The following is a 16379-nucleotide window of genomic DNA, read 5'->3' as shown; positions in this document are numbered from 1 at the left end:
CTTCGTTTTTGGATTCACTTGTTGTCGTGACGGGTGTCGAGACGATGCGAGTTCCGATCGGCACATGGGATTCTCATCAGCCCTGTTGGCCACCTACCTTTCCAATGAAGGGCGCAGCGATCATGAGCGCGCCGTCCTTGATCACGAGGGGAAGCGCGGCAAGCCGCCGCGGCGCGGGGCCGAACACGACCTGCGCCCCGCGCCTCGGGTCGTACTCGGAATTGTGGCACATGCATTTGAAGACATCGTCGTTGCCCTCGGTCGCCTTGATCCAGGCCGTGACCGGGCATCCCGCATGCGAGCAGATAGCCGAGTAGGCGACGATGCCCTCGGCCGCGCGCTGACGCGTGTCTTCGTCGAGTTCGGTTGGATCGAGCCTGACGAGCAGCACCTCGTTCAATCGCGATCCGTCACGCACGATCGCATTCGCTGGATCCTTCGGCCACCCATGAACCGGTGGCTCGCCGATCTTCAAGTCGTCAGGCGTGATCGTCTGCCCTTCGCGTTCCCCTTCCGAGAACACGATCAGGTCGCCTTTTTGCGGCCGCTTCTCCCTGCGCGGATCGTCGTCATCGGCCGCGGCGCTGGTGACTGTTGCGCATGCGGCAAGCGTGCCGAAAACCACCGAGCGGCGCGTCGGGTGATCATCCATGACAGATCTTTGCGTGTGAAGTCGTGTGTGAGTCGTGGGAGTGCTGCTCTACAGCCCGGCGTCCCGCAACACAGCCCAACATAGAACAATTAGAACAACACAACCTGAAAAAATCAAGGCGCGCTGCGCGATTTCGCCACGATGTTTTCGACTATCGTCGCTGCTGCGCGTCATTGCCGGTGAAGCGGTTCGGCGAAAGGTCCTCGCGATCGAGACCGACGGTGTCGCCAGCGCCGTCTGGAATTGCGACAAAGCGAGATGTGGCTCAAGGTCGCAATGAGCGCGGCGTGACAACATCCCTATGCGCTGCCGTGGCCCGATGCCGACCAGCTCGAAACGCGGCTCGGGGCATCGAACTTCCACTTGGCTAAGGGTCCGGATCGATGGAGTCGGCTTCGCGACGAGAGTGGTTGCCTAAGCGCGAGATTGCCTATATTGCTCCGCCCACAGGGGCCACGTGGCGGAGTGGTTACGCAGCGGTCTGCAAAACCGTTTACACCAGTTCAATTCTGGTCGTGGCCTCCACTCAATCAAAATCAAGCGGTTGGACTACCCATTGGGGCCGCGAACCGGCCCTAGATGGGCAGATCGTCGATGCCGCCGGGATAGCTGACCTGCGCGCGCGGCCAAGTCAGAATTGCCCCTCGTTCACCGGCCGAGACACCGCCCCGATCCGAGCCAGACCTGCCGGCTAGCCGGGGCGCGTAATCCCGCAACTGCACCACATTGGACTTTTCTGCTTCCTGCATGGCTCTCATCCTCGTTCCATGCTGCAATGCAAGAAGCGTACCCTCGGTTCCTAAACCCGCCGTTTGCGGCTGCGCCAATCCGGCTTGCGGGCCTTTGGGCGGGGCGTGAGCTCCGGATGCTCTTTCTCCGCCTCCCGATACCGCGCAAGCATGCGCTCGAAGCTCGCGTCGAGGGCCGTGGCGATCTCAGGCCGCCGTTCCAGCGCGGCCATCAGCATCCCGGCTGCCTCGATGGTCGACAGCCCGTCGCGGCGCGGTTCGCGGCGCAGCCGACCGTAGCGCGACGGCTGCCGCGGCCCGAGGATCACGCGCTGGCACTTCAGCATCCACGGATTGCGCCACCACAGCGCCTTGGCCTGGCTCCAGGTGCCGTCGAGCAGGATCACGCCCTCGATCGACTTGAGGATGGCGCGCTGGTTGTCGGCCACCTCACCCTTGCGGGTCACCGCGACCACCTCGCTCTCGGGATCGAGCTCGGCCGCCTTCGCCGAGCCGAGATAGAGAATGGCCCAGCGCGAGGGATCGGCGACCGGCCGTCCCAGTGCCTTGGCGAGGCTCGGCCAGGATAACCCGACCTTGACCACCGCGTTCTTGAAATGCAGGGCGGCGAGCCGCGCGGTGCCGAGCGCGCGATCCTGCTCCTGCGGATGCTGCAGGATCAGGAGCCCCAGCCGGCTCTCCAGCGGTGTGACGCTGTCGCAGATGCACAGCGGCAGCGGTTTCTGGCAACGCGGGCAATCGGGCGGCGCCTCGGTGGTGAGCGGCGGATGGTCGTGTGGTTCTGGCATGCGGCGGCTATACGCGTCCGCGGACAGCGCCACAACGGCTCATTCAGCGGGCGCGGCGAGCGGCTCCGGCGTAGAGCGGCGGCGCAGCCGGTCGATCAGCAGGTAGATCACCGGCGTGGTGTAGAGGGTGAGGATCTGCGACACCAGCAGCCCGCCGATGATGGTGATGCCGAGGGGACGGCGCAGCTCGGTGCCGGGACCGGTCGCGATCACCAGCGGCAGACCGGCGAACAGCGCGGCGAGCGTCGTCATCAGGATCGGACGGAAGCGCACCCGGCAGGCCTCGAAGATCGCGTCGGCCGAGGACATGCCGCGCTGGCGCTCGGCCTCAAGCGCGAAATCGACCAGCATGATGCCGTTCTTCTTGACGATGCCGATCAGCAGGATGATGCCGACGAAGGCGATCACGGTCAGCGGCGTATTGGTGATCTGCAGCGCGAGCAGCGCGCCGAGCCCCGCCGACGGTAGCGTCGAGATGATGGTCAGCGGATGCGCCAGGCTCTCATAGAGCACGCCCAGCACGATATACATCGCGGCCAGGGCGAACAGGATCAAGAGCGGCTGGCGGCCGCTGCTCTTGTTGAAGTCCCCGGCATTGCCGTCGAAGCTGCCGCGGATGCCCTCCGGCATGTGCAGCTCATCGACGGCGCGCTGAATGTTGGCCGTCGCGGTCTGCAAGGGCACGTCCGGCAGCAGGTTGAACGACACGGTGGTCGAAGGGAACGATTGTGAGTGATACACCGCCAGCGGTGACAGGCCGCGCTCGGCCTTGACCAGCGCCGACAGCGGCACCTGCGCGTCCCCTGCCCCGGCCACATAGATGCGGTCGAGATTCGAGGGATCGGTCTGGAATTTCGGGTCGATCTCCAGCACGACCATGTACTGGTTGCGCTGGCTGTAGACGATCGAGATCTGGCGTTGCGCGAAGGCGTTGTTGAGCGCGTTGTCGATGTCCTGGACGCGGACGCCGAGGCTCGCCGCCTTCTGTCGGTCGATCCGCAGCGCGAGCTGCAGCCCGCCGGGATCGCGGTCGCTGGAAATGTCGGTGATGCCGTCGACCGTCTCCAGGCGCTTGGCGACGATCGGCGCCCATTTCTGCAGAAGATCGAGGTCGGGACTGCTCAACGTGTACTGGTAGTCGGAATCGCTCTGGCGACCGCCGGTGCGCACGTCCTGCGCGGCGAACATGAAGAGCCGAATGCCGGGGACCATCGCGAGGCTCCGCCTGAGGCGGTTGATCACGAGCTCAGTCGAGACGCCCTCGCGCTCCGCCGGGGGCTTGAGGTTGATGAACATGGTGCCGCGGTTCGAGGTCGCCCCGCCCGGCCCGCCGCCGCCACCGATGGTCGAGCCAATCCCGGCCACGGCCGGATCGGCCATCACGATGTCGGCGAGCCGCTGCTGCAGTCCCAGCATGGACTGGAACGAAATGTCGGCCGAGGCGCGCGTCGCACCGATGACGAAGCCGGAATCGTCGGTCGGGAAATAGCCCTTGGGCACCTTGATGTAGAGCGTCACCGTGAGCGCGATGGTGGCGAAGAACACGATCAAGGTGAGGAACGGATAAACCAGCACGCCGCGCAGCGTCCAGGCATAGAAGCGGACCATGCCGGACAGCACGCCTTCGACGATACGGTCGAACCAGGTGGCACGATCGGACAGCGTCTCCTTGATGTAATGCGCGCAGATCATCGGCGTCACCGTCAGCGACACCAATGTCGACACGACGATCGCGAAGGTCAGCGTCAGCGAGAACTCGCGCAGGAGACGGCCAACGACGCCGTCCATGAAGATCAAGGGCACGAAGGCCGCAATCAAGGAGAGGCTGATCGACAACACGGTAAAGCCGATCTGGCGGGCGCCATCGAGCGCGGCGCGCATCGGCGACAGACCATGCTCGAGATTGCGGTACATGTTCTCGATCATGACGATGGCGTCGTCGACGACGAAGCCGACGGAGATCGCGAGCGCCATCAGCGAGAGATTGTCGATCGAGAAGCCTGCGAGCCACATCGCCGCGCAGGTGCCAGCCAGCGCCAGTGGAACCGAGACGCCGGCCGCCACCGTCGGCACCAGGCGGCGCAGGAACAGGAACACGACGACCATCACCAGCACGGCAGTCGCGAGCAAGGTCCACTGCATGTCCTCGACCGAGGCGCGAATGGTCCCGGTGCGGTCGACCAGAGTGGAGATCTCGATGCCGGCCGGCAGCCATTGCTTGAGCTCCGGGAGCAGCGCCTTCACACGGTCGACGGTCTCGATCACGTTGGCGTCGCCCTGTTTTGCAATCTGGATCAGCACCGCCGGCTGCTTGTTGAACCAGGCAATCGAACGCACGTTGCGTACGGAATCCTCGACGTCGGCGACATCCGACAGCCGCACGAAGCTGCCATTGCTGCTCTTGATCAGGATGTCGCGGAATTCGGCCGCGCTGCGCATCTGCCTATTGATGGCAATGGTCTCGCTCTGCCGCGCGCCCTCGAAGATGCCGACCGGCCCGATCGGATTGGCGTTGATGATCGCCGTCCGGACATCGTCGGTCGAAATCCCGGCATTGGCGAGGGAGACCGGATTGAGTGCGATGCGCACGGCAGGCTGATCGGCGCCGCTGACAGTGACGTTGCCGACGCCGGGCACCTGGAACAGACGCTGCGCCAGAACGGTGTCGGCGACGTCGTACATCGCGCTCGGCGTCATCGTCTTCGAGGTCAGGGCCAGAACGAATACGGGAGCCGCGGCCGTGTTCGCTTTGCGGAAGCGCGGCAGCGCCGGCAGGTCGCTCGGAAGGTCCGACAGCGAGGCGTTGATGGCCGCCTGGACGTCACGCGCGGCCTTGTCGATGTCGCGGCCGATCGAGAATTGGATCTGGATGTTGGTGGTGCCGAGCGAGCTCGTCGAGGTGATCTGGTCGACGCCTGAGATCTCGCCGAGCCGCCGCTCCAGGGGCGCCGCGACCGTCCCCGCCATGACGGACGGGTCCGCACCCGGGCGCGACGCGCTGACGAAGATCGCGGGGAAATCGACGTTCGGCACCGGCGCGACGGGAAGGAAGATATAGGCGACGATCCCGACCAGGAACAGGCCGATCGAGAGCAGCGTGGTGCCGACCGGCCGGCGAATGAACGGCTCGGAGATCGAGGCCATCACTGGATGCCTTCGGTCGCACCTGCGATCGGCGGCGACGGCAGGTTCGGCGCCGGCGGCAGCGCGCGCTCGAAGCGACGATTGATGCGGTCGAGCGCGAGATAGATGACCGGCGTCGTGTACAGCGTCAGCAATTGGCTGAGCAGCAGGCCGCCAATGATGGAGATGCCGAGCGGAAAGCGCAGCTCCGAGCCGGTGCCGCTTTCGATCGCCAGCGGCAGCGCGCCGAACAGCGCGGCCAGGGTCGTCATCATGATCGGGCGAAAGCGCAGGAGACACGCCTGCACGATCGCGTCGTAGGGTGTGCGGTTTTCGTGACGCTCCGCTTCGAGCGCGAAGTCGATCATCATGATCGCGTTCTTCTTGACGATGCCCATCAGCAGAATGATGCCGATCAGACCGATCACCGACAGGTCCTGGCCGAACAGCATCAGCGCCAGAATGGCGCCGACACCCGCCGAGGGCAGCGTCGACAGGATGGTGATCGGATGGATGTAGCTCTCATAGAGCACGCCGAGCACGATGTAGATCGTGACCACGGCCGCCAGCAGCAACCAGGGCTGGCCGGCCAGCGACTTGGCGAACTCGGCGGCATCGCCCGAATAGACACCGATGATGCTGCCGGGCATGCCGATGCGATTCTCGGTCGCATGGAGCGCCTCGACCGCCTCGCTCAGCGCCGCGCCGGGAGCGAGATTGAAGCTCAGCGACACCGCCGGAAACTGCGCCTGGTGCGAGATGGCGAGCGGCGCGGTGGTGCGCTTCAGGCTCGCCACCGCCGAGAGCGGCACCTGGCCGCCGGCGCCAGGCAGATAGAGCTTCGACAGGATCGAGGGATCGCGCTGATACATCGGCAGCGCCTCCAGCACGACGCGGTACTGATTGGCCTGACCATAGATCGTCGAGATCTGCCGCTGCGCGAAGGCGTCGTTGAGCGTGTCGGTGACGCCCTGCAGGCTGACGCCGAGCTGGCCGGCGCGCTGGCGGTCAATGGTCAGCTCCGCGCGCAGGCCGCCCTCCTGGGCTTCGGAGGAGACGTCGCGGAATAGAGGGTCGCGGCGCATTTCTCCGACAAGCTGCCTCGCCCATTTCGACACCTCGGTGGCATCGGCGCCGGTCAGCGTGTACTGATATTGCGAGCGGCTCGCCTGGGTCGAGATCTGCACGTCCTGGACCGGCTGGAAGTACACGGTCATGCCGGGCACGCCCGAGGTCTTCTGCTTCAGCCGGTCGATCACCTCGGCGACGCCATCTTGCCGCTCGCCGAGCGGCTTCAAGGTCATGACGAGACGGCCGACATTGGTGGTCGGGTTGACCGATCCGGCGCCGATCACCGAGACGACGCCGACGACGTCGGCGTCAGCTTGGATCGCGGCGGCGACGTCCGCCTGGCGTTTCGTCATTTCGGCGAACGACACGTCGGGGCCGGCCTCGGTCACTGCAGTGATCGAGCCGGTATCCTGCAGCGGCAGAAAGCCCTTGGGCGCGACGACGTAGAGCGCCAAGGTCGCCGCCAAGGTCGCGAAGGTCACGACCAGCGTCTCGGTCTGGCGATCCAGCACCCACAGCAGGCTGCGATGATAGACGGCCACGGTGCGGTCGATGAAGCGGCTGACGGCGTTCAGCCCCGGCAGCACCCACTCCTCGCTGGCGTGCTTCAACAGCCGCGAGCACATCATCGGCGTCAAGGTCAACGACACCACCGCCGATGTCACCACTGCAATCGTCAGCGTCAGCGCAAATTCCCGAAACATGCGGCCGACCAGACCGGACATGAACAAGAGCGGAATGAACACTGCGATCAGCGAGACAGTCAGCGAGATGACGGTGAAGCCGATCTCGCGCGCGCCGCGCAGCGAGGCGTTCATCGCGCTCTCGCCATTCTCCATGTGGCGCACGATGTTCTCGATCATCACGATGGCGTCGTCGACGACGAAGCCGGTGCCGATGGTGAGTGCCATCAGCGAGAGATTGTCGAGGCTGAAGCCGGCGAAGTACATCACGCCGAAGCTCGTGATCAGCGACAGCGGCAGCGCGACGCCGGCGATGATCGTGGCCCGCAACGAGCGCAGGAACAGCAGCACGACCAGCGTCACCAGCACCACGCTGAGCAGCAGCGTGAACTGCACGTCGTGCACCGAGGCGCGGATGGTCACGGTACGATCGCTGACGATAGCGAGCTTCACCCCGGCCGGAATCATGCGCTGCAGCTTCGGGATCTCGGCACGGATCTGCTTGACGACCTCGATGACGTTGGCACCCGGCTGCCGCTGGATGTCGAGGATGACCGCAGGGACGCCCTGGTACCAGCCGCCGGTCCGATCGTTCTCCAAACCGTCGATGATCGTTGCGACATCGCCGATCGTGACCGGCGAGCCGTTGCGGTAGGCGATGATGATCGGCTTGTAGGCGTCGGCGGCCCCGATCTGGTCGTTGGCCGTGATCAGATAGGCCTGCTGCGCCCCGTCCAGCGATCCCTTGGGTCCGGAGACGTTGGCGCCTGCGATGGCGGCGCGCAGGTCCTCCATCGAGATGCCATAGGCCGCGAGCCGCGCCAGGTCGGCCTGCACGCGCACCGCGGGCTTCAGTCCGCCGAGCACCGAGACGCGGCCGACGCCGGAGACCTGGCTCAGCCGCTGCGCCAGGATCGTGTCGGCCATGTCGCTCATCGCGCGCAAAGAGATCGTGTCCGAGGTCAGCGCGAGCGTCATGACCGGCGCGTCGGCCGGATTGACCTTGGCGTAGGTCGGCGGATAGGGCAGCGACTTTGGCAAGACGCCGGCGGCGGCATTGATTGCCGCCTGGACGTCCTGCGTGGCGCCGTCGATGTCGCGTCCGAGATCGAACTGCAGCGAGATCTGGCTGACGCCGAACGAGCTCGTCGAGTTCATCGCGGACAACGACGGGATCTGGCCGAGCTGGCGCTCCAGTGGGGCCGTGATCAGCGAGGCGATCACATCAGGGCTGGCGCCCGGCAGTTGCGTTGTCACCTGGACAGTCGGGAAGTCGACCTGCGGCAGCGCCGAGACCGGCAGCGCGAGATAGCCGAGCAGGCCGCCGATCAGCAGGGCGACGCCGAGCAGCGAGGTCGCGATGGGACGGCGGATGAAGGGTTCGGAGACGCTCATCGCGACTGCTCGTCACTCTTGCGGTTGCGTCATGGCTGTGCCTTCGCACCGCGACCTGCTTCACTCCCTCCCTGGGGCGCTGCACCGCCGGGGTCGGTCTGACCCCCAGCCTCAGGCCTGCGGCGCCGCTCGCCGTCCTTCGGCGCACCTTCGGGTGGCGCTCCGCCCTCCTTCGCCTGCTCTTTTCCTTGCGGATTGCGGCTGCGCTTGCGCGGCGCCAGATCGGCCTGCGGCGTCTGCTCGGCGCGTCCGACCACGACTTTGACGCCGTCGGCCAGATTGGCAAAGCCGGTCGTCACCACGCGGTCCGACGGGCTCAAGCCGCTGGCGATCACGGCCTCGCTCTCGTTCTGCTGCACGACCGTCACCGGATGCGCCGAGGCGATGTCGCCCTCGCCGATCACGTAGCTGAACGTGCCTGCCGGCCCGCGCTGCACGGCCGAGGTCGGCACCGTGATCGCCTGCGACAAGGTCTCGACCTTGAGGCGGACATTGACGAACTGTCCGGGCCAGAGCTGGAATTTGCCGTTGGGGAATTCTGCTTTCAGTTTCAGCGTGCCCGTCGTCTGATCGACCTGGTTGTCGATACCCCGCAACGTGCCGGTGTCGATGACGGTGACGCCGTCATTGCCGAACACGTCGACAGCGAGCGGCCCCTTGGCGGCGGCCGCATTGACGCGCATGATCTGCTGCTGCGGCAGGCTGAACTGCACCGCAATCGGCTGAAGCTGCGTGATGACGACGAGACCGGTCGCGTCGGACGCATGAACGATGTTGCCCTGGTCGACCTGGCGCAGGCCGGCGCGGCCGGAGAGCGGCGCCACGATCTTGGTGTAGCTCAAGGTCGTCGCCGCATTATCGATCGCGGCCTGATCCGCCTTGATCAGCGCCTGCTGCTGCGCCACCACCGCGCGCTGCGTGTCGGCCTGCTGCTTGGAGCCGGCATTGCTGGCGGCGAGCTGCTCGTAGCGGGCGAGGTCGAGCTTCTGGTTGGCGAGCTGCGCCTCGTCCTGCGCCTTCTTGGCGACGGCCTGGTCGTACTGCGCCTGGTAGATCGCCGGATCGATCTCGGCGAGCACGTCGCCCTTCTTGACGTCCTGCCCCTCGACGAAATTGACCGCGACTAGCTTGCCGTCGACCTGGGAGCGCACCGTGACGGTGTTGAGCGCGCGGACGGAGCCGACGCCGTCGAGATACACCGGCACGTCCTTGATGACAGGCGAGGCGGCCAGGACCGGAACCGGAAGGTCGGGCCGCGCGAAGCGGTTATTGGCCTGCTGCTTCTGCTGCATCGCCGACCAGCCGATATAGCCGAGGCCGCCCAGGATCAGCAGCGTGATCGCGATCGACACCAGCCGCCGTGCCACGCTGGACCGCGCGCGCTTCACTGCCGCTGCTCCCTTCTCGTCCGGTTTAAAGAGCATCGGCCGACTTCTCCATGCGCGGCTCCCAGCCGCCGCCGAGCGCCTGATAGAGGCTCACGAACGCCTGCAGGCGCGCCAGTTGCGCCTGCCATAGCGCGTCCTCGGCCTGGAACAGCGTCAATTGCGTATTCAAGACTGTCACGATGTCGGCAGTTCCCGCGCGCAGTTGCTGCTCGGAGAGCTGGAAGGCGCGGCGGGAGGCGGCAACGACTTCTCGCTGCAATTGCAACTTGATCGTGGTCTGCTTGATCGAGAACAGCGCATTGTTGACGTCGGTGAAAGACTGGATGACCGTCTTGCGGTAGGTTTGCAGCAGCTCGTCCTGTCGCGCCTTGGCGTTCTCGAAATTGCCCAGGATTCTACCACCATCGAAGATCGGCTGGGTCAGGCTGCCGGCGAGGCTGAAGAACGCCGCATGCGGCTGAAACAGTGACACCAGTGCTGCGCTCTGGTAGCCGCCATTGCCGGTCAGCTGGATGCTGGGAAAGAACTGCGCCCGCGCGCTGCCGACATTGGCGGTGGCCGACGCCAGCTGCGCTTCCTGCCGGCGGATGTCCGGCCGTTGCGTCAAGAGTTCGGACGGCAGCCCGGGCGTGACCCGCGGCGTCCTGATCCGGTCGAGCGAGCCGCCGGCAATGCGAATGCCCTCGGGCGATCGCGCGACCAGCACGGCCAGGGCGTTGACGTTCTGATCGAGCGTCTGGCGCAGCGGCGGCACCGCCGCCTTCTGGTTGGCGAGCACGCTCTCCTGCTGCGCGACGTCGAGATCATTGCCGGTGCCCGCCTTCTGCCGCTCGCGGATGGCATCGAGCACACGCGTGGCGCTGGCGATGTTGCGCTCGGCGGTCCGAATCCGATCCTGAGCGGCCAGCACCTGGAAATAGGCATTGGCGACGGTGGCGAGCGTCGTCAACTGCGTGACGTCGCGGTCGAAGCGGTTGGCCACCGCGGTTTCCTCGGCCGCCTGCAGCGCGTCGCGATTCTGGCCGAAGAAGTCGAGCTGGTAGCTCGCAGAGAGCGAGGCTTGGTAATTGACGACCTCGCGGCCGCCATTGGTGAGCCCGCTGGAGCTCGACCCGGACGTGCGCGAATAGGTCTCCTGCCCCGTGCTCGACAGGCTTGGCAGCAGCGCCGCGCCGGCCTGCCGCGCCAGCGCATCGGCCTGCCGGAACCTTGCCACAGCAGCGGCAATATCAAGGTTGACGCTCTGCGCCTCCTCCATCAGCTGGGTCAGCTCGCGTGATCCGAAGCCGCGCCACCAATCCAGCGGCGGCGGCGCCGCCATATCGGAACCGGACGCCGCCTTGTAGCGCTGGGGCAAGTCGAGGGCCGGATCGGGAATATCCTGGGTCAGCAGGCAGCCGGCCGAGTTCGCCGCCAATCCGATCGCCGCCAGCCAGTGGACAAATCGCCGCAGGGCAGCCGGCACACGGCGCTCCCGCATCCCGGCGACGATCCGCGGGTCAGCGGACGCGCGGCAAGGCTCGTCGACGGCGATCGGCACGATGGACACTGGCGTGATGCTTCCCTGTAGTCTTGGGAATCATTCTAGCCGCAGCCCACGGCGCCGGACAGCCCTGCAGCCCCCCGTCCCCCCAGCAGCGATGGTGCCGATAAAGTCCACCGAATCGACGAATCTCCCGTAAATCAGCGGAGTTTCGTGCGGGCACGGCCACGGGCCACCGGCTGCCGCCTTACCAAGATTTCATCTGTCGAATGCCGTTTTGGGCGGGGTGTGACGCGGGGAGCGCGCCCGTGAAACCCTTTGGCGGCGACTCCGTAACTTGCACGTGAACTTCAGGGGGCATTCATGCGAGTTGCGGTGGTCGGAACGGGTATTGCGGGTAACGCCGCGGCCTGGTCCCTGGCGAAGCGTTATCCGATCACCGTCTACGAGCGCGATCTCCGTCCGGGCGGCCACAGCCACACCGTGACGATCGACTATGACGGCGCTCCGGTCTCTGTCGACATCGGCTTCATCGTCTACAACGAGCTGAACTATCCTGAGCTCACCGCCTTGTTCGACCATCTGGGGGTCGAGACGGTCGACAGCAGCATGAGCTTTGCCGTCACCGCGGATGCCGGCCGCTTCGAATGGAAGGGGGGCGGCAACACCTGGCTCGACACCGCCAAGGGGCTGTTCGCGCAGCCGAGCAATCTGCTGTCGACATCCTATCTCTGGATGCTCAGGGACATCCTGACCTTCAACGAGCAGAGTACAGCCGACTTCAAGGCCGGGCGCCTGCATGGCCTTACGCTCCGGGATTATTTCCGGCGCAACCATTTCGCCCCGCGACTGCTCACCGACTATCTGGCGCCAATGGGTGCCGCGATCTGGTCAGCCCCGGCGTCCGAGATGCTGGACTTTCCGGCCGAGAACTTCGTCGCGTTCTTCAGCAATCACAGGTTGCTGCAATATGACCGTCCGGTCTGGCGCACCGTCAAGGGCGGCAGCCGCCGCTATGTGGAGAAGCTGACGTCGAGCTTCCGCAAGCATATCCGGCTCGGCAGCGCCGTGACCAGCATCGAACGCACTGCCCACGGCGTCGTCGTTCAGGACAGCAGCGGCCGTCGCGACACCTACGATCATGTCGTGATCGCCGCACACAGCGACCAGGCGTTGTCGATGCTCACCGATGCGGACGAGCGGGAGCGCAGCATCCTCGGGGCGATCAAATATTCGCCCAACACGATCTATCTGCACCGTGACAGCAGGCTGATGCCGAAGCGTCGCCGCGCCTGGGCTTCGTGGAATTTCCTGCGCTGGCAGCGTGAGGGCGTTCCCATGAACGACGTCGCCGTCACCTATTGGATGAACAACCTCCAGGACATCGACAACGCCAAGCCGCTGTTCGTCAGCCTCAACCCACCCTTCGCTCCGGCTCCGGAGCTAACCTTTGGCAAGTATATCTGTGAGCACCCGCAATACACGGCTGCCGCCTTTGCGGCGCAGAAGCGTCTGGCAGCGATTCAGGGGCAGCGCCATACCTGGTTCTGTGGCGCCTGGACCGGCTATGGCTTTCATGAGGACGGGCTACGCTCGGGTCTCGCCGTGGCAGAGGCGCTCGGCGCGAACGTGCCGTGGCGCGGGCTTCCCACCGAGCTCGCCGAGGCTGCGGAATAGGCGCGATATGGACATGGATCACTCGGGACCGGATGACAGAACGGAAGCGGCCGCGCTCTATGTCGGACAGGTCATGCATGCCCGCATGCGCCCGACCACGCATCGCTTCCGCTATCGCGTGATGAGCCTGCTGATCGATCTCGGTCGGCTCGACCAGGCGGACCGGCAGGCTTCGCTGTTCGGGGTCAATCGGCGCGCGCTCTACAGCTTCCACGAGGCCGACCACGGTCCGGGCGACGGCTCGTCGCTACTGGCCTATGCGCAGACCTGTGCGGCGGATCAGGGGATCGATCTCAGCGGTGGGCGCGTGCTGCTGCTGTGCTATCCGCGGCTGCTCGGCTACGTGTTCAATCCGCTGTCGGTCTATTTCTGCTATCGCAGCGACGGCACCCTGGCGCTGATGATCTACGAGGTCCGCAACACCTTCGGTGAGATCAAGCCCTATGTGCTGCCGGTCAGGCCGGATGAGCTGTCGGCAGCAGGGCTGCGCCAGGCGCAGGACAAGACCTTCTACGTCTCGCCCTTCATCGACATGGCGATGCGTTACCATTTCCGGGTCATGCCGCCGGGCGACAATGTCAAGCTGCGGATTCTCGAAACTGGGGCCGACGGCCCCCTGCTTGCCGCAACCTTCTCCGGCCGCCGTCGCACGCTGACCTCTGGCTCCCTGCTCGCCGCCTTCGTCTCGCTCCCGCTGGTGACTGTCAAAATCTTTGCCGCGATCCATTGGGAGGCGCTGCGGCTGTGGGCCAAAGGCGTCCGCCTCGTCCCGCGCGGCGAAATCAGCGCAAGCCCTGGAACCAATACCGGCTTGGCGGGGAACGGCAGCCACGCTTATATTTCACGACGCTGACCGGAAACGGCCGGCGCGCTCTGCGTCCGTGATTCCCTGCCCGCACAGGTGCCACACCGGCCAGCCGACGGGGGACGTGGGCTCGAGCCGTTTGCGTGAATGGACCTGCCATGCCGAACGTCATCCCAGTCACCCCTGACACCATCGACAAGGTGCTTGCCGATCTTCCCCGCCTGCCCCGCCTTGCCCTCGGCTTCGGCTCGCGCTTGCGGAAAGGCACGCTCGACGTGACCCTGCCGGACGGACGGGTGATCCGGCTCGGCGGCGTTGAGCCCGGGCCGGCCGCCGCAATGATCCTGGCCAATTACGGCTTCGCATCGCGCCTTCTCAATGGCGGCGACATCGGCATCGCCGAGGCCTATCTGAACGGCGACTGGGACACGCCGGACCTGACGCAGTTTCTCTATCTGTTCTGCGTCAACCAGCACCTGCTGCAGTCGATGCTGGAAGACAAGCCGCTGATCCGGTTTGCCCAACTGGTCCGGCACTGGTTCAACCGCAACACCAAGCGTCAGGCAAAGCGCAACATCTACGCCCATTATGACATCGGGAATTCGTTCTACTCGGCGTGGCTCGATCCGAGCATGACCTACTCCTCGGCCCTGTTCGAGGAGGACACCACCGACCTCACCGCCGCGCAGACCAACAAGTACAAGCGGCTGGCCGAGGCGATCGATCTCAAGCCCGGGCAGAAGCTGCTCGAGATCGGCTGCGGCTGGGGCGGCTTTGCCGAATATGCCGCCAAGACGTTCGGCGCCCAGGTCGTTGGGCTGACGATCAGCCAACAGCAGCGCGACTTCGCGCAGCGCCGCATCCACGAGGCCGGGCTCGCCGAGAAAGTCGAAATCCGCCTGCAGGATTACCGCGACGAGCGTGACCGCTACGATCGCATCGCCTCGATCGAGATGATCGAGGCGGTCGGCGAACAGTTCTGGCCGAAATATTTCTCGCAACTGCGAGACCGTCTACTGCCGGGCGGACTGGCCGGTGTCCAGGCAATTACCATCCAGGACAGCCTGTTCCAGCACTACCGCCGCGAGGTCGACTTCATCCAACGCTACGTCTTCCCGGGAGGCATGTTGCCGACGCCGCAGATCCTGAAGTCGCTCGGCGACCGCTTTGGCATACCCGTCATCCGCGAGCGCATCTTCGGGGAAGATTATGCCAGGACGCTCGCGATCTGGCGAAAGAACTTCCGGGAGGCCTGGCCGGACCTCACGCCCGCAGGATTCGATGAGCGCTTCAGGCGGCTCTGGGAATATTATCTGTCCTACTGCGAAGCAGGTTTCCTCTCTGGGAACATCGATGTTCGCCAGGTCGTCTTTGCGAAATCAGGGGGCTGATCCGGCCGGCTTACGCTGCCCTGGATATCAGGCTAGGGTCCTCTTAAGTGTGCTCGAGGAAACTCCTACGGTATCTGCAAACATGACCATTCATATTGACGTCGTCGCGGCGATCGGCAACACGCCCCTGATCAAGCTCAATCGCGCCTCGGAGGCGACGGGCTGCACCATTCTCGGCAAGGCCGAGTTCATGAACCCGGGCCAGTCAGTCAAGGACCGTGCTGGCAAGTGGATGATCCTGGAGGCCGAGAGGCGCGGCGATCTCAAGCCGGGCGGCCTCGTGGTCGAGGCCACTGCCGGCAACACCGGCATCGGTCTGGCCGTGGTCGCCAGCGCGCGTGGCTATCGCACGCTGATCGTGATTCCGGAGACGCAGAGCCAGGAAAAGAAGGACATGCTGCGGCTGTGCGGCGCGGAGCTGGTCGAGGTGCCGGCGTTGCCGTTCAGCAATCCCAACAACTATCAGCATGTCGGCCGCAGGCTCGCCGACGAACTGCGCAAGACCGAGCCCAACGGCGTGCTGTTCGCCGACCAGTGGAACAACCTCGACAACGCCAAGGCGCATTATGAGTCCACGGGACCCGAGATCTGGGAGCAGACCGACGGCAAGGTCGACGGCTTCATCTGCGCTGTCGGCACCGGCGGCACGATCGCCGGCACGAGCCGCTATTTGAAGGACAGGAACAAGGACATTGTCACCGCCTGTGCCGACCCGCACGGCTTCGCGATGTACGAATGGTTCAAGAACGGCGTCGTCAAATCGACGCCCGGCGATTCCATCACCGAAGGCATCGGCATCGGTCGTGTGACGCCCGTGATCGAGACCGCCAAGGTCGACGACGCGTTCCTGGTGTCCGACGAGGACGCCGTCAACACGATCTACGACCTCGTACAGCATGAAGGCTTATGCCTGGGCGGCTCGACCGGCGTCAACGTAGCCGGCGCGGTGCAACTCGCGCGGAAACTCGGCCGCGGCCACACCATCGTGACCATCCTGTGCGACTCCGGCACGCGCTATCAGTCGAAGCTGTACAATCCGGAATTCATGCGTTCGAAGAACCTGCCGGTGCCGGCTTGGCTGGAGCGGCGCAGCGGCATCAAGCCGCCTTTCGTTTGAGGGCGAGTAGCGAGTAGAACTTTTCGCCCTATTCGCTATTCGCAAGTCCCTATTCGC

At 65.2% G+C, this 16379-nt stretch carries 11 protein-coding genes and 1 tRNA gene; 5 read left to right on the top strand and 7 right to left on the bottom strand.

Features of this window, described 5'->3' with window-relative positions; translation table 11 throughout:
- Nucleotides 1-76: 76 nt before the first annotated feature.
- A complete protein-coding gene (locus QW881_RS23550; protein ID WP_315757526.1) occupies nt 77-652 on the bottom strand; it encodes a ubiquinol-cytochrome c reductase iron-sulfur subunit in 576 nt (191 codons plus the stop codon).
- A 451-nt stretch (nt 653-1103) separates the two neighbouring features.
- Between QW881_RS23550 and QW881_RS23545 the strand changes: the two genes are divergently transcribed.
- Nucleotides 1104-1177, top strand: a tRNA-Cys gene (locus QW881_RS23545).
- A 50-nt stretch (nt 1178-1227) separates the two neighbouring features.
- Here QW881_RS23545 and QW881_RS23540 read toward each other — a convergent pair.
- Genes QW881_RS23540 through QW881_RS23515 form a run of 6 tightly spaced genes read right to left on the bottom strand, consistent with a single transcriptional unit; the run spans nt 1228 to nt 11329 of the window.
- Nucleotides 1228-1401: a hypothetical protein gene (locus QW881_RS23540; protein WP_315757527.1), complete on the bottom strand. Its 174-nt coding sequence runs from the start codon at nt 1399-1401 to the stop codon at nt 1228-1230.
- Between the two features lie 50 nt (nt 1402-1451).
- Nucleotides 1452-2189: a tRNA-uridine aminocarboxypropyltransferase gene (locus tag QW881_RS23535; protein ID WP_315757528.1), complete on the bottom strand. Its 738-nt coding sequence runs from the start codon at nt 2187-2189 to the stop codon at nt 1452-1454.
- A gap of 39 nt (nt 2190-2228) precedes the next feature.
- Nucleotides 2229-5333, bottom strand: a complete 3105-nt coding sequence (locus QW881_RS23530; protein ID WP_315757529.1) for an efflux RND transporter permease subunit — start codon at nt 5331-5333, stop codon at nt 2229-2231.
- Nucleotides 5333-8461: an efflux RND transporter permease subunit gene (locus tag QW881_RS23525; protein WP_315757530.1), complete on the bottom strand. Its 3129-nt coding sequence runs from the start codon at nt 8459-8461 to the stop codon at nt 5333-5335. The genes QW881_RS23530 and QW881_RS23525 overlap by 1 nt, the downstream gene beginning before the upstream one ends.
- A gap of 29 nt (nt 8462-8490) precedes the next feature.
- The gene (locus tag QW881_RS23520; protein ID WP_315757531.1) at nt 8491-9885 is read right to left on the bottom strand and encodes an efflux RND transporter periplasmic adaptor subunit; all 1395 of its coding nucleotides are present in this window, start codon (nt 9883-9885) and stop codon (nt 8491-8493) included.
- A complete protein-coding gene (locus QW881_RS23515; RefSeq protein WP_315757532.1) occupies nt 9875-11329 on the bottom strand; it encodes an efflux transporter outer membrane subunit in 1455 nt (484 codons plus the stop codon). The genes QW881_RS23520 and QW881_RS23515 overlap by 11 nt, the downstream gene beginning before the upstream one ends.
- A 366-nt stretch (nt 11330-11695) precedes the next feature.
- Here QW881_RS23515 and QW881_RS23510 point away from each other — a divergent pair, with 366 nt between their 5' ends.
- The 4 genes from QW881_RS23510 to QW881_RS23495 all read left to right on the top strand — a co-directional run bounded on the left by QW881_RS23510 (nt 11696) and on the right by QW881_RS23495 (nt 16322).
- Nucleotides 11696-13009 (top strand): NAD(P)/FAD-dependent oxidoreductase, encoded by a 1314-nt coding sequence (locus QW881_RS23510; protein ID WP_315738044.1) that lies wholly within the window; start codon nt 11696-11698, stop codon nt 13007-13009.
- A 7-nt stretch (nt 13010-13016) separates the two neighbouring features.
- On the top strand, nt 13017-13862 hold the full coding sequence (locus tag QW881_RS23505; protein ID WP_315757533.1) for a DUF1365 domain-containing protein: 846 nt from the start codon (nt 13017-13019) through the stop codon (nt 13860-13862).
- Between the two features lie 110 nt (nt 13863-13972).
- A complete protein-coding gene (locus tag QW881_RS23500) occupies nt 13973-15205 on the top strand; it encodes a cyclopropane-fatty-acyl-phospholipid synthase family protein (RefSeq protein ID WP_315757534.1) in 1233 nt (410 codons plus the stop codon).
- 82 nt (nt 15206-15287) lie between these two features.
- Nucleotides 15288-16322 (top strand): cysteine synthase A, encoded by a 1035-nt coding sequence (locus QW881_RS23495; protein ID WP_315757535.1) that lies wholly within the window; start codon nt 15288-15290, stop codon nt 16320-16322.
- Nucleotides 16323-16379 lie beyond the last annotated feature (57 nt).

It is taken from the genome of Bradyrhizobium sp. SZCCHNS3016 (assembly GCF_032484535.1).
Lineage (GTDB): Bacteria > Pseudomonadota > Alphaproteobacteria > Rhizobiales > Xanthobacteraceae > Bradyrhizobium.
Note: the sequence above shows the minus strand (reverse complement) of the source record. Positions and strands in the feature narration are given on the sequence as shown.